At 36.9% G+C, this 13,926-nt stretch carries 10 protein-coding genes; 4 read left to right on the top strand and 6 right to left on the bottom strand.

Going from position 1 to position 13,926, the window contains the following annotated elements; translation table 11 throughout:
• Window positions 1-228: 228 nt before the first annotated feature.
• Both ACYIB7_RS13895 and ACYIB7_RS13890 read left to right on the top strand, forming a co-directional pair.
• Entirely contained in the window at window positions 229-1,224 is a 996-nt protein-coding gene (locus tag ACYIB7_RS13895; protein WP_480337474.1) for a winged helix-turn-helix domain-containing protein, read from the top strand.
• An 874-nt stretch (window positions 1,225-2,098) separates the two neighbouring features.
• Window positions 2,099-2,806 (top strand): winged helix-turn-helix domain-containing protein, encoded by a 708-nt coding sequence (locus ACYIB7_RS13890; RefSeq protein ID WP_160034638.1) that lies wholly within the window; start codon window positions 2,099-2,101, stop codon window positions 2,804-2,806.
• A gap of 31 nt (window positions 2,807-2,837) precedes the next feature.
• On the opposite strand, the gene ACYIB7_RS13885 is transcribed toward ACYIB7_RS13890, so the two are convergent.
• Window positions 2,838-3,545: a DUF4858 domain-containing protein gene (locus ACYIB7_RS13885; RefSeq protein WP_103982778.1), complete on the bottom strand. Its 708-nt coding sequence runs from the start codon at window positions 3,543-3,545 to the stop codon at window positions 2,838-2,840.
• A gap of 143 nt (window positions 3,546-3,688) precedes the next feature.
• The gene (locus ACYIB7_RS13880; protein WP_480338483.1) at window positions 3,689-6,346 is read right to left on the bottom strand and encodes an ATP-binding protein; all 2,658 of its coding nucleotides are present in this window, start codon (window positions 6,344-6,346) and stop codon (window positions 3,689-3,691) included.
• Window positions 6,347-6,510: 164 nt separating this feature from the next.
• Between ACYIB7_RS13880 and mnmC2 the strand changes: the two genes are divergently transcribed.
• Window positions 6,511-7,173 carry a tRNA (5-methylaminomethyl-2-thiouridine)(34)-methyltransferase MnmC2 gene (mnmC2, locus tag ACYIB7_RS13875; protein ID WP_103982787.1) on the top strand — a complete coding sequence of 221 codons (663 nt, stop codon included), beginning with the start codon at window positions 6,511-6,513 and terminating at the stop codon, window positions 7,171-7,173.
• 65 nt (window positions 7,174-7,238) lie between these two features.
• Here mnmC2 and trxA read toward each other — a convergent pair whose 3' ends face one another.
• Both trxA and dnaE read right to left on the bottom strand, forming a co-directional pair.
• Window positions 7,239-7,553, bottom strand: a complete 315-nt coding sequence (trxA, locus tag ACYIB7_RS13870; protein ID WP_099464490.1) for a thioredoxin — start codon at window positions 7,551-7,553, stop codon at window positions 7,239-7,241.
• A 91-nt stretch (window positions 7,554-7,644) separates the two neighbouring features.
• Window positions 7,645-11,445: a DNA polymerase III subunit alpha gene (gene dnaE / locus ACYIB7_RS13865; RefSeq protein WP_103982776.1), complete on the bottom strand. Its 3,801-nt coding sequence runs from the start codon at window positions 11,443-11,445 to the stop codon at window positions 7,645-7,647.
• Between the two features lie 153 nt (window positions 11,446-11,598).
• Between dnaE and ACYIB7_RS13860 the strand changes: the two genes are divergently transcribed.
• Window positions 11,599-12,222: a porin family protein gene (locus ACYIB7_RS13860; protein WP_394340715.1), complete on the top strand. Its 624-nt coding sequence runs from the start codon at window positions 11,599-11,601 to the stop codon at window positions 12,220-12,222.
• 3 nt (window positions 12,223-12,225) lie between these two features.
• Here ACYIB7_RS13860 and ACYIB7_RS13855 read toward each other — a convergent pair whose 3' ends face one another.
• Both ACYIB7_RS13855 and ACYIB7_RS13850 read right to left on the bottom strand, forming a co-directional pair.
• Entirely contained in the window at window positions 12,226-13,086 is an 861-nt protein-coding gene (locus tag ACYIB7_RS13855; RefSeq protein WP_103982774.1) for an alpha/beta hydrolase, read from the bottom strand.
• A gap of 397 nt (window positions 13,087-13,483) precedes the next feature.
• Window positions 13,484-13,924 carry a radical SAM protein gene (locus ACYIB7_RS13850; RefSeq protein WP_480337472.1) on the bottom strand — a complete coding sequence of 147 codons (441 nt, stop codon included), beginning with the start codon at window positions 13,922-13,924 and terminating at the stop codon, window positions 13,484-13,486.
• Window positions 13,925-13,926: the final 2 nt, after the last annotated feature.

The raw sequence follows: 13,926 nt of genomic DNA, 5'->3' as shown, positions 1-13,926 counted from the left end.
AAAAATAATTTTTGATACAAAGAATGTCAATAGTTGCTATAATTTAAAATAAATAGACTTACAAATTACTTACATTTGTTTAATGACAGAAAAGTTATATGTATAATATCTTGAATTATAAAAGGTTCTGCTTTTAGGGCTAAAATTGGGCTTACCGACTGGAATTATAGGATATTGATTAATAAATTGTATTTTTGTATTGAAAACGCTAATGAATTATTACATACCATGAAGAAAATAATGAAGACAGTGATACTTGGATTTACTTGTTGTTTTGCTTTGGCAACCGGAATATGGTTATATTCTTACCAAAGAGAATATGTAATTTCAGAAATCAATGATTGTTTTCATAATGCTGTTTCTAATGATCTTACAATACGTTGGAAAAAATTGGATTTGCCTATTTACCATCATGTGTCTGCCAAAAAAACGGATGATTCGATTGTTGTTAGAAATAAAGAAGGAGCTAAAACGATTCCTGCTTTTGAAAAAACAATATCTGAAGATGAAAAGTATAAAAGTATTTTGCAAACTACCCTTAGATATAAAAATCCAGTCAATGCTAATGCGTTGGATAGTATATACCAGGTAGGGTTAAGGGAACAGAATCTACTCGTTAAGACGGCTGTTTGTTATACAGATAAAGTATCGGGAGAGGTCCATAAAAGTAATAATGATACTTTTTTCTATAAAAAAACATACTTATTACCTCCTGTGGTGACAGGAATAGAAAAAGAGATTGTTTTACAGGCTTTTGCGGATGTTACATTTTTTAGTGTTATAAGAAATTCTATCGCCCTTTTTGCCGGATGGGCTATTCTTTGTGTAGTACTCGTTATCTTGGCTGTTTTATTTTTATATAAGAACACTAAACAAGTCGTAACTATAAGTGGGGATGAATTGTTGGAGAAGGAAGATGTTGAAATCCAAATAACGGATGACCTGATATTAAATGCCGAACTGCGTGTTCTGAGATATGGCGAATCGATCATATCATTAACTGACCAATCTATTTCCTTACTTAAATTATTTTTGTCTCATAAAGATTATTTTGTGAGCAATGATGATATTCGCGAACATTTATGGGGGACAATTGATTATTCGGAGTCCTGTCGAAGTCAGGCAATCAAAAGATTACGCGATTCTTTAAAAGGAATCCCTGTCCTGCATATAGAAAATTTACGAGGGGTGGGGTTCTGCTTAAAAATTGACGATGATAAATAGATTCTTTTTGCAAAAGGAGCTACATCTTTTTATTAACTAAAAGACATATTAAAGTCATCCCGATGATTTTTTAATTTCATCGGGATCATTTTATAAAATCATCGGGATGAACCAGAAAGGTAAAATGTTTATTATCCAATCTTATTTTAAATAAGCGCATTCCATGTATGCGGGTTATTGCAGTTTCCTCTGGCCGGAACGAAATCTGTACAAACTGCCATCCCTATAGATGCCAGTAATAAGGAGTTATGCCAGCTTTTTATCTTTGATCTGACTAACAGAGTAATATTGTGGCATATTTTCGATTAAGAAAATAGCTGGTTTTTGTTTAGGCGTGGGGCGTTAAGTTAAAGGAGGCTGGGGTCTCAAATTATTGGAGGGGGAAAAGCTTCCCCCACCAATAAAAATCAACCTTGTATGAGATAGTATTAGATTTGTTTCGAAGTACCGGATTTTATGGTTAAGAGACAAATATTTTGTCTGACAAATGCCTGTCAGCTATGGAATATCTGTGGTTATTAGATGAGATAGGTTTTTTTATTCTTAGAAATGCATTTATATTTGCCCTATGTATAGGCCTATTTATATGAAATCAGTGTTGAGAAAAATAATACTTCTTTCTATTTGCATGGTTGTTTGTCTTCTATGTGCCTGGGTGGTATATAGAAACTTTATTCATTCGGAAAAAGAAATCCGGATGCAGATAGAAAGGTTGTTTAATGAATGTCTTCGCTCTGATAAAGATGCGCGGGAGTTGGAAACTCCTTTTTTTTACTTTTTCACTTTGTTTCCGGACAATGAAAAATCAGGTTTTATTACTATTCAATCCGAAGATTCTACAATTTATATAAAGAAACCGGACGAAATAGAAAAAATGAATTCGGAAGAGAAAAAATATGTGTTGTCTCAGTTATATCTTTTGGATAGAAATCCTATTCGTGTTAGTTCTTTGGATAGTCTTTTATGTAATGAATTATCTCAAAATAATATTCCTGCAAAAATAGCTATTGTTTATGAGGCAAAAGGAGAAAAATATTGTAGTGCTGTTGATACCTCCTTTTATAAATCTGCCTGGAAATTGAAAGAAGTGGTAATTGGATTTCAGCGGGATATAGTTTTGCAGGTATATGCAAAATTGCCTGTATCATATATTATTGCCCAATCTTTGCCCGTTTATACACTTGTTCTTTTGATTTTAGTATTGAGTGTAGTAGGGGGAATTCTGTTTTTGAGAGGAAATAAAAAGATAGCAGTTTTGCTTGCCCCAAAAGTACAGAGGGACGGTATACTATTGAGGAGTGATGTGTTGTATGATAAAGAAAATGGTGTTCTTGTTTATGCAGATCAGGAGATAACGCTAACTAATTATAAGCTGGAATTATTTAATTTATTGTTGGAAAATAACGGACAATATGTTGCCTCCGATATTTTGCAGAGCGCTGTATGGCCTGATGGACTTTCTACTAAAGACGCCCTTATGCAAACAGTTAAACGGTTAAGAATGGATTTGAAAGAAATTCCATTTTTAAAAGTTGAAAATTTGCGTGGTAATGGTTATCGTTTATTTATCGAACCGGTTTAAAGATAAAATTTTGGTTACAAATCTATCTGTATTATTTTTTTTGGATCGTGTCTGTTGCCAGTGAATCTTTAATCAATGGTCTTATTTTGGTCGGATCAGTTGATTTAACTAATGGTAAGACGGCTTCAGGATGTTCGGTTCGGAACTTCCGTTGCTTGTTGTGTACTTCGATTGTTGGGATATTATTGTAAGATTTCCATGAAGTGGCATGCTTTTTATTATGTTCCAACTGGCGGTAGTTTTTACTGAACAGATTAGATAGTAGTGCATTGAAGTCCATGCCTCTGCCTACACCCGTATTCTTTTCTTTTCCGAGAGGTACTATGTCCGGATCGAGTTCTATAATTCTGGAGTTCACCATCATGCCTTGTTTGGGCAGTGGTTTATCTAATCCGTAGCGCATAAATACAGCAGGGGGTAAATCTTTCAGGGCTATACGTTTATGTTTTATTGTATCATCTATTTCCAGATATTCCGAAAAGTCTTTTATAATAGTCAGGGGAGTGGTAGACATACGCATTTGGTCGGCTGGTTTATCGAAATTGAGGAATGTTCCGTTCTCAATGGCTTTTTGAACCTCGGGATCCAGTTGTAAAGTTTCTTTTCCAGATAAAATATTTTGTAGACGGGCAGAATCTTTTTTAGTCCATTGGGCATGTGTATATTCTATACTGTATATACATAAGATGGCAACTACCAAAAGTGGTTTGTTAATTGTATATGTACGATGTTCATCCACACCAAATCAATCTATTTTATTATTCAAGGTCAAAAATAGATAAGTAAAGAGACGGTAACAATATAAATTCCTTAAATATATAGTATTGATTTGTAATATTAATCCTTTTTGTACAGCGTTAATATAACGCCGGTTTATTCATGTTAATTAATATTGCCAAAGGTTGTGTTTATTATTCTTTTTAGCTCTACGGGTTTAACAGGCTTTGCCAGGTATGCATTAAAGCCGCTTTTTTTTACTCTTTCCTCATCTTCTGCAAATGCGAAAGCGGTAACAGCAATAATGGGTATATGGGAATCTTCTTTTCGGATTTCCGCTGTTGCTTCGTAACCATTCATAACCGGCATTTTTAAATCCATCAGAATCATATCCGGATGATGTTTATGATATAACTCTATGGCTTCCTGCCCATTCCATGCATGCAGGATGTTGTATTCTTTTAGCATGACATTGAACAGTGTAAAATTGCTTTCGTTGTCTTCTGCTATTAGTAAAGTCATTTTTTGAGAAGGTTTGGTAATTGGTGCGGCATTTGTTTTCGATACTGGTATTTCCTGCTTATCTATCTTTAAAGAACTTTCCGGAAGAGTAAACCAGAAAGTAGAACCTTTCCCTAATTGAGATTTTGCACCGATATCTCCTCCCAATTTTTTTATGATCATTTGGCAGATAGAAAGCCCTAAACCTGTTCCCTGAGCAAAACTGTTTAGTTTTACAAAACGGTTGAATACACTGTTTACTTCATTTTCTGCAATACCACATCCTGTATCTGTGACATAGAAATAAATAGTATGGTCTTGTCTGTGGTATCCGAATTGTATACTTCCTTCGGAGGTGAACTTAATTGCATTGTTTATAAAGTTCGTTATAACCTGAGACAGCCGGTTACGGTCTGTAATGATTGTGGCATGAGGGATTTTTTCGACAAAAGAGACTTGAACATCTTCAGATGCTTTCAGGCGTGAAGTTTGTTCTATATCTGAAAATAATTGGTTTACGTCTACTTCAGAATCAACAAATTCTAATGTGCCTGCTTCAATTTTAGCCAAATCCAGGATGTCATTGATTAGTTGTAAAAGCAAATCGTTATTACCGTTGATAATGTTGAGATATTCTTCTTTCTCTTCCGGATTTTCCGCATTCATTAACAAACCGGAGAAACCTACGATTGCGTTTAAAGGAGTCCTGATTTCATGGCTCATATTTGCAAGGAAGGCCGATTTAAGGCGGTCCGACTGCTCTGCTTTTTCCTTGGCCAGACGTAATTCGTTTTCTGCTTCTTTTTGCTTAGTGACGTCCTCTTTTTTGAGTACTACGCCAATGATATTGTTTTCTTCGTCCATTACCGGATTTGCCAGAGTATGGATATATTTACCGGGTTTGCATTCTTTTATAGTCTCAACTGGTACTTTGGTCGTCATTGCTCGAACTACACAACAATCATCGCAAAAAGGGCTTTTCCCATTTTTCCTGAGAAAACAATTATCCGGGCCATATTGTGGCTGACAACTATACTGTACTTGGTTTTCCCATTTAATAGTGTAATCCGGATTAATAAACCGGATGGATACTTGCATATTATTAAGGATGATAATATTGTCTTTTTGTAAGTCAAGCAGTTTGTCTTTAAGGCGTTTAGTGCGTAAAAAGAAATAAAGGATTGTGATAAGAAATATGAATAGTATGCTGATGACGAGCAATAATATTTCATATTTATATTTTACTAATATATTCTCGTCTTCATTGATTAATATGGAGCTTTTAGGTAACAAGCTCCTGTTTATATTAAGAGATTTTAGTTTCAGAACATCAAAAGTATAATAATTGGGGATTACTTCTGCATGGATTCCTTTTTGGTTTATTTCTTTTTTTAATATAGCTACTGCTTGTTTGGCTAAATCTTTCCCTATACCCCGGTATTGAGGAATATAACCCCCTATTGCCCAATGGCCTAAACCTATTGATGTGATTGTGAATGCCGGTAGATTAGGGCTTGCGGACATCATTGTATAAGTTGCATTGCCGACGTAATATCCGTCATTTACATCGACACGCCATGTACCTAATAAAATAACTGTTTTTTCCGGCAGGCATTTTATTTGTTCAATGATGGTGTATAAATTATTTTTTCTGCCATCAAGGGGTATTAAATCTAATTCGGGGAAGCTTTTCATCTCTTTCTTTACAAAAGATTGTAAGGCCAATCCCCCATAACTATTATCTGTAACTAATGCGATATGTTGAGTTTCCGGATATAATTTTTGGATTAGCTTAATATTTTTTTGAACATCATAATTGTAGACGAAACCGGAAACGTTTATTCCCTTATTAATATAATCCTGTATGTCGATACTTTGAGGATCCCATTCTGATAAGTTTACTGATGAATCAGGAAGTAAAATCGCATTACGACTTACCATTCCGCATAATACCGGAATATCTTTGGTGATCAGGCTATCTTGCGAAATATAGGCCGACCATCCTTCTTGGCCTAAAATAATTATAATCTGTGGTTTCTGATCTCCTTGATATTTATTCAGTAATTTGTTCATTCTGTCTTTCCATTGGGGAGATTCGGGAAGACTTTTAAAATTCAGGTTTTCTATAATAACAGGTGAAGTACCTCCAAGTTGTTTGTACTCTTCCATGAATTCGGAAATGTTTTGTGTTGTATTTCTTGTATCCGGATTATAGGAACTGATTATTAAAATGGGGTGCATTTCGGTTGCATAGCTCTGTATCTTGATAAAGAAGCAGCAGAATATAAGCATTGCAATTTGTGTATACCGCCTTAAACCCATGTTTAGTTGAGCCAGATTATTATTATGCCACAAATTTATATATTATTTGGTTGTGTTGTTATAAAAAACAAGGAAAAATCAAAGATTATTCAATTGATAAATTGTGGGTTGCGTTTGTAGGATGCTTATATTTTTAGTTCTTTTGCGAAAAGAAAAGATATATGATGAAAAAAATATTGCAACTTACTGCAGATGGAAGTCACACTTTGTTTATTCCATCTATGGACGAACACTACCATTCGGTAAACGGTGCAATTCAGGAAGCGATGCATGTTTTTATTGAAGCAGGGCTACATTCCATACAAAAAGAGTTTGTTAGAATATTGGAAATCGGTTTTGGTACCGGGCTAAATGCGTTTCTTACTTTGCGGGATGTTGAAGAAAATTCCAGGCTTAAGGTTGAATACCATTCCATAGAATTATATCCGTTAAACATGGAACTGATAAGTTCTTTAAACTATGGCAAGATTATTTGGCCGGACAGAAAAGATTTATTTGAAAAACTGCATTTTGCCAAATGGAATATGCCAGAAAAAATTTCTGATAATTTTACTTTGTGTAAAATTGAAGGAGACAGTAATGTCTGTGACTTACCTGTGGATATCGATTTAATTTATTTTGATGCTTTTGCACCGGATAAACAGCCGGAGATGTGGACACAAGCCATTTTTGACCGTTTATATTCTTACACTGCACCGGGTGGTATAATCGTAACGTATTGTGCTAAAGGAGAGGTGCGCCGTATGATGCAGAAAGCGGGTTATGCTATGAGCCGTCTTCCGGGACCTCCGGGAAAACGTCATATGTTGTACGGAAAGAAGATATAAAGGATCAGGCTACCAAAATTCGTTTTTAGAATTTTTGGCAGCCTGATCCTTTATTCTGTTTTCTTTTAAAGAAGAGATTCTATTTTTGCTATGAATTTGTCTTTTGTAGTTGCACCTACAATTTTATCGACAACATTTCCGTCTTTGAAAAATAATACAGTGGGGATATTCCGGATGCCATATTCACCAACGACTTCGTTATTGTTGTCTACATCCATTTTTCCAATTGTTACACGTCCTTCATATTCTGTTGCCAGCTCATCAATGATAGGAGCTACCATACGGCAAGGACCACACCACTCTGCCCAAAAATCAAGGACCATAGGTTTTCCAGAGTCTATCAACTCTTTGAAATTTTCATCTGTAACTTGTAAAGCCATACTATATTTGTTTTATGTTTCTTTTGTTAACTGATTAATTATTTATCAAATAGCGAGTCAAAAGTACGAATTCTTTCTTCACCAAACAATATCAACCATTAATTTTGAAATCAATATTTTCGTTCTCCTGCAGAAAGTCTACTAACTCGCGTGTTACGTTTAATCGTACATTCTGAGAGAATAGATTTAGGGAAATATTGTGTTCGCCATCCACTACTTTAAAAAATAACAGACTATGACCCGGATTGTTCTTTATCAGAACCGATAATTCATTGATGGTCGGTTCATCCAAATCATGGATAGGGACGGTGATATTTATTTTTTCGATTAATTTGTCTTTTTCATCTTGTAGTAAACGAATAGAGCTGATACGGAAGTCAAGTTCATCTTCTTTCCAGCGCCGCGGCTCTACGCGTGCTGTAATAAGTAGATACATTCCCATTTTTCCGTATTTGCTATACTCTATATAATCGTTGCCGAATAGCGCAATTTCGCCACTTCCGGTAAAATCTTCTATTTTAAGTATACCGTACGGTTTACCCATTTTAGTGGTACCTTCGCGGAATCCAGTAACGATACCTCCTAATAACAGTTCCCGCCCTTTCAGGCTTTCCCGGTCGTTTATTTCGGCCATACCGGTATTGCATACATATGTTAATATGATACGATATTCATCCAGCGGGTGTGCAGATAGGTAAATACCAACTAATTCCTTCTCTTTATTCAATTTTTCGAGGTCGCTCCATCGTTCACATTGAGGAACTTCGGGTTTGGCGATAGCTACAAAGTTATCGTCTCCGAATAATGAATTGGATGCCGTGTTTTTGTCTGTCTGAAATTTGTTACCATAACGTACCAGTGTTTCGAGGAAGGTTTCTCCCTTGATGCTTTCTGCAAAGAATTGTTCGCGTTGAATGCCAAAGTTGTCGAATGCTCCAGCCAATGCCATAGATTCGATATTCTTCTTGTTACATGCCGTTAGATTTACACGTTCCACAAAATCAAAGATATTTTTGAACGGACCATTTTTTTTCCGCTCTTCTATAATATTCTGTACGGCAGCTTCGCCAACCCCTTTCACAGCTCCAAGACCAAAACGGATATTTTTGTTTTTATCGACACTGAATTTCAATATAGATTCGTTTACGTCGGGTCCTAAAACCTGGATACCCATGGCTTTGCATTCGTCCATGAATTTAGTGATATCCACAATGTTGGATAAACTTCGGCTTAGTACGGCAGCCATATATTCCGAAGGATAGTTTGCTTTCAGGTAGGCTGTCTGGTAAGCTACCCACGAATAGCATGTAGCATGACTCTTATTGAATGCATAAGAAGCAAATTTTTCCCAGTCTGCCCATATTTTGTTTAGTGTTTCTTCTTTGTACCCATTCGCTTTGCCGCCACTCAGGAATTTTGATTTCAGATGATTCATCTTTTCAATCAACTTCTTACCCATTGCTTTACGTAAGGCGTCACTTTCTCCACGGGTGAAGTTCGCCAGCAAGCGGGATAGAAGCATGACCTGTTCCTGGTACACGGTAATGCCATAAGTATCTTCCAGATAACGTTCCATGACCGGAATATCGTATTTGATTTCTTCCTTTCCATGTTTACGTGCTATGAAAGAAGGAATGTAATCCATAGGTCCCGGACGGTACAGGGCATTCATGGCAATAAGGTCTTCGAACTTGGATGGTTGAAGCTCTTTTAAATATTTTTGCATACCTGCCGATTCAAACTGGAATGTTCCAGTTGTTTTTCCACAACAATAGAGTTCGAATGTCTTCGGGTCTTCCAGGCTTACGTGGTCTATATCTAAAACATGGCCGGTTGTCAGTTCAATGTTTTCAATGGCTTCTTTTATGATTGAAAGGGTTTTTAAACCCAAGAAGTCCATTTTGATAAGTCCGGTCTCTTCAATAACCGAACCTTCGTATTGGGTAACGAGCATTTCTTCGCCGGTGTCTTTATCTTTGGCAGTACTAACCGGTACGACATCCGAAATATCATAACGCCCTATGATTACACCGCAAGCGTGTACACCGGTGTTACGAACGTTGCCTTCCAACATTTGGGCGTATTTCAAAGTATCCCGGGCCAATGGGTCATTACCTGTTGCTGCATCTTTTAATTCGGCAACGTATTCAATGGCATCTTTCAGGTTGAACTTCTTCATATCCGGTATTTTATCCGGTACGAGTTTGGCCAGACGGTTAGATTCGGATAGCGGAAGTTTCTGTACGCGTGCAACGTCTTTAATTGCAGATTTGGTTGCCATTGTGCCATAAGTGATAATGTGGGCTACCCTGTTAGCTCCATATTTATCGGTAACCCAGCGTAGTACTTCACCACGTCCGTCATCATCGAAATCCGTATCAATATCAGGCAGAGAGATACGGTCGGGATTTAAGAAGCGTTCAAACAGTAAGTCGTATTTGATAGGGTCGATCTTTGTAATTCCAAGGCAGTATGCTACGGCAGAACCTGCTGCGGAACCACGTCCCGGGCCAACCGAAACGCCTAATTCCTCGCGCGCTGCTTTGATGAAGTCTTGCACGATCAGGAAGTAACCGGGGAAGCCCATCGTTTTCATGATATGTAACTCAAAATTCAAACGTTCTTTTACTTCATCTGATAAGTTTTCACCGTAACAGGTACGGGCTCCTTCATACGCCAGCTTCTGTAAGTAGTCTGCCTCCAGTTTGATACGATATAGTTTTTCGTATCCTCCTAATTTTTTTATTTTGGACTTTGCATCTTCTTCACTCAATACAACCTGGCCGTTTTCGTCCTGTGTAAACTCATCAAATAAATCTTTTTCGGTATATTTTTGCTTGTATGATTCTTCTGTTCCGAAATCTTCGGGTATGGCAAAGGTTGGCATGATAGGACCGCTGTCTATAGAATAGAATTCCACTTTGTCTGCAATTTCGAGCGTATTGCTTAAAGCTTCCGGGATATCGGCAAAGATAGCATTCATTTCGGCAGTCGTTTTCATCCATTCCTGCTTTGTGTATCGCATACGGTTAGGATCGTCCAAATCTTTGCCGGTACTTAAACAGATCAGCCGATCGTGAGCCTCAGCATCATCTTCATTTACAAAATGGACGTCGTTGGTGGCAATAAGCTTTATGTTGTGTTTATGGGCTAATTCAACCAGAACTTTATTTACCTCCTGTTGCTTGGGAAAAGTTGTACAGTCTGCATTCGGATTATGTGTCTCGTGTCTTTGCATTTCGAGATAATAATCATCGCCAAACAGATTTTTGAACCATAAAATGGACTCTTCAGCCTTATCTATCCTGTCGTGCATGATGTGTTGGGGAATTTCCCCTCCTAAACAGGCAGAACATATTATTAAATCTTCGTGGTATTTTTCCAGCAACTCTTTGTCTATACGCGGGCGTCCGTAAAAACCGTCAGTCCACGATAGAGAAACCATTTTTATAAGATTCTTGTAACCATTCAGGTTCTTGGCAAGTACAATAAGATGCCAGCCACTGCGGTCTTCTTTCTCGTTTTTAATTTTACGGCCGTTACGTGCGCAATAACACTCGCATCCGATGATAGGTTTGAAAATTGAAGCTTTTGCATCGGCTATTTGTTTCTGCAGCTCCGTTACTTTTTGCTTATCATCTTCGTTAAGTTCTTCTTTCTCCTGGAGTTTCTTTAGTTCTTTTTCGCAATCCTTGATTATCCCTTGCGGTTTACTGTTCTTTTTATTTACTTTATTGAAGAATTCTTTTATACCAAACATCACGCCGTGGTCCGTCACGGCTATTGCCCGCATACCATCATTGTATGCTTTGTTAATTAATGCGTCAATGGATGCTTGTCCGTCAAGTAAAGAATACTGGGTATGTACGTGTAGATGTATGAATGGTTCCATTTTGTTTGTGTAGCTATCAAATTTGGCTAGTAAAGGTACGCGAAAAAAGCAAAAATCTCATCTTCTAATATTAAAATATGATTAAAACATATTGCTCCCTGTGGAAATATGTATATTTGCCTTAGCTAAAGAACTACAATTATGAAGTTATTTATACATAAAATAGGACTGGTATTGCTTATGGCGGTATTAGTTATGCCGGTAGCAGCCAAAGTTACTTATGGTGTACGTTTTGGTGGAGCTTATTCGTCTTTGATCCAGAAAGTGGATGGCGAATTTAATTCGGGAGCCCGTTTTGGCTTTAGTGTGGCGGGATTGGCTGATATACCTTTGTATAAAAGATTTTCGCTTCGTCCGGAGCTGTCTTTTGTTAATCAGGGCGGATCCTATTATTCGGCCCCCCAAATGGAGGGTATGGGATATTTGAATAAATGTTCTTATTACTCCATTGTAGTTCCTGTAAATTTGGCATATACATTCCTTTTTACGGATGTCCGGTTCAGTATTTTTGCCGGTCCTGCATTTGATTATTCCTTATTTGGCAAAATGAAAAATAAGGAAACGGATACGGATATTTTGTTTGGACAAACCAAAGATAAAGATTTGAAATCGTTTGATTTAGGTGTTAACCTCGGTTTGGGGGTAGAGTATAGTAATTTTTTCTTCTCTATTGCCGCTTTTTGCGGGACATTGGATAGACGGGCTGCCAAAAATGAAGGTGAAACATCTGTTTATCAGAATAATGTCACCTTTTCTTTAGGCTACTTTTTTCGTTAGCCCTCAGCTTCTTGTAAAAGATTGGCTTACAAACTTTAATACTTCAGGCAAAGCTGTTCTCCAATAAGTCCAGCTATGTCCTCCGTCACGTACTCTAAACTCATGCCTTATCCCTTTTTCTTGCATTATTTTATGGGCCAGGTAGTTGCCTTCCAATAAATAATCGTCATCGCCACAATCGATATAATAGCGTACCTGAGGTAAATTATCTTTGTTTAGTCCAGATAAAATTTCCAGAACACTGTTCTTGTGCCAATAATCCAACCCGGGACCATATAGACGGGAGAATAGTTCCTTGTGTGAATATTCTTGTCTTTGTTTCATTACATTATCGTCAAAGATGGCTGCACTGAGTGGTGCACAAGCTGAGAAGTATTCCGGATGATGTAACGAATAGAGTAATGAACCGTAGCCTCCCATTGATAATCCTGCAATGGCACGATAATCTTTCTGAGGACGGGCGCGGTAGGTTTTTTCTATAAAAGGAATCAATTCTTCAAAAAACATATCTTCGTATGGAAATTTGCCATCGTATTGATTAATGTAAAAAGTATCCCATGCATTTGGCATAACAATAATCATCTGGGTAGCATTGCCTGTTGCAATGGCTTGGTCTGCAATTGCTTTTACTTCACCCGACTGTAGCCACATTGTTTCATCGTCTGTATATCCGTGTAATAAATAAAGTACGGGGTAATTGCGCTCGGATGTTTTATAATCGGAAGGGAGATAGATAGAGTAGGAAACCTCTTTCCCCAGTTTTTTGCTTTGAAACTTCAACGACTCGAATGTGCTGCTCTGACAATATCCGGTAAAACAGAAACAGAAACAAAAAATGACGGCAAGTATCAGTTTGCTTTTCATATATTATGTAGATTTAAGTAAATATGATTTATTATATGAATGCTGTAAAAGTAGTGATAAAAATCAGATTTGAGCATATTTATCTATACTGTTTTGTTTTTTTATACCGGCGAAACTTTAGTTTCATCCTAATGAAACTTTTTTTTCTTTAGGATAAAACTTTTATATGGCACAGGTTCGGCCTATCCAAAACTATTTCGTAATTGGATGGGGAAGGGTACAACCATTGATAAATACAGTCATTGCATGGAATTTGGGTCCTTAGTCTAAACCAAGATTGTCCATCAGTATACAATTGAATATGTCGAATCGTCGATAGTGCCCAATGACGGTGCATTTATATTTGCGTAAACCTTTCCGTCAGGCATTATCGTCAACTTTCCAAAATCTTCGGTATTTATCGCCTGCCGTATAAAAATTTCATTTTTTCGGCCAAAAAATCAATATGTTTATCCAGTAGCATGGCATTGGTGGTCATTGAATAGTAGATTTTTCGACTGACGATATTCGATTCTTCGATATAATTGATGATTTTTTTTATCAGAGGCATATTTAGTAATGGTTCACCTCCATAAAAACTCACAATAAGTGGTGAATTTGTCTCTGCTACATAGTTTTCTTTCCATAAATTAAGGAGATAGTCTATCATCAACCGGACTTTCTCGAATGGTAAGTTCCGGTGTTTTCTTACATCGTATTTTTCGTATAGTCGTTCTGATAATCCGCAGTATTTGCATTTCAGATTACACTTTTCAGTAACCTCGAAAACTATATTTTTGAGGTTAATCAAGTTATGTTTTATTACTTTTTCGTCAATTAAGCCAATTGTTTTCATCATGC

The sequence above is a fragment of the Parabacteroides sp. KHUB-03 genome, from assembly GCF_056640975.1.
This window is presented reverse-complemented; position numbering and strand designations above follow the sequence as displayed.

What these genes read in the sequence shown, in the direction of transcription:
- dnaE (WP_103982776.1), bottom strand. Translation starts at nt 11,445, where the DNA reads ATGGAACCATTCATACATCTACACGTACATACCCAGTATTCTTTACTT.
- trxA (WP_099464490.1), bottom strand. Translation starts at nt 7,553, where the DNA reads ATGGCTTTACAAGTTACAGATGAAAATTTCAAAGAGTTGATAGACTCT.
- ACYIB7_RS13890 (WP_160034638.1), top strand. Translation starts at nt 2,099, where the DNA reads ATGAATTCGGAAGAGAAAAAATATGTGTTGTCTCAGTTATATCTTTTG.
- ACYIB7_RS13895 (WP_480337474.1), top strand. Translation starts at nt 229, where the DNA reads ATGAAGAAAATAATGAAGACAGTGATACTTGGATTTACTTGTTGTTTT.
- ACYIB7_RS13850 (WP_480337472.1), bottom strand. Translation starts at nt 13,924, where the DNA reads ATGATGAAAACAATTGGCTTAATTGACGAAAAAGTAATAAAACATAAC.
- mnmC2 (WP_103982787.1), top strand. Translation starts at nt 6,511, where the DNA reads ATGAAAAAAATATTGCAACTTACTGCAGATGGAAGTCACACTTTGTTT.
- ACYIB7_RS13855 (WP_103982774.1), bottom strand. Translation starts at nt 13,086, where the DNA reads ATGAAAAGCAAACTGATACTTGCCGTCATTTTTTGTTTCTGTTTCTGT.
- ACYIB7_RS13880 (WP_480338483.1), bottom strand. Translation starts at nt 6,346, where the DNA reads ATGGGTTTAAGGCGGTATACACAAATTGCAATGCTTATATTCTGCTGC.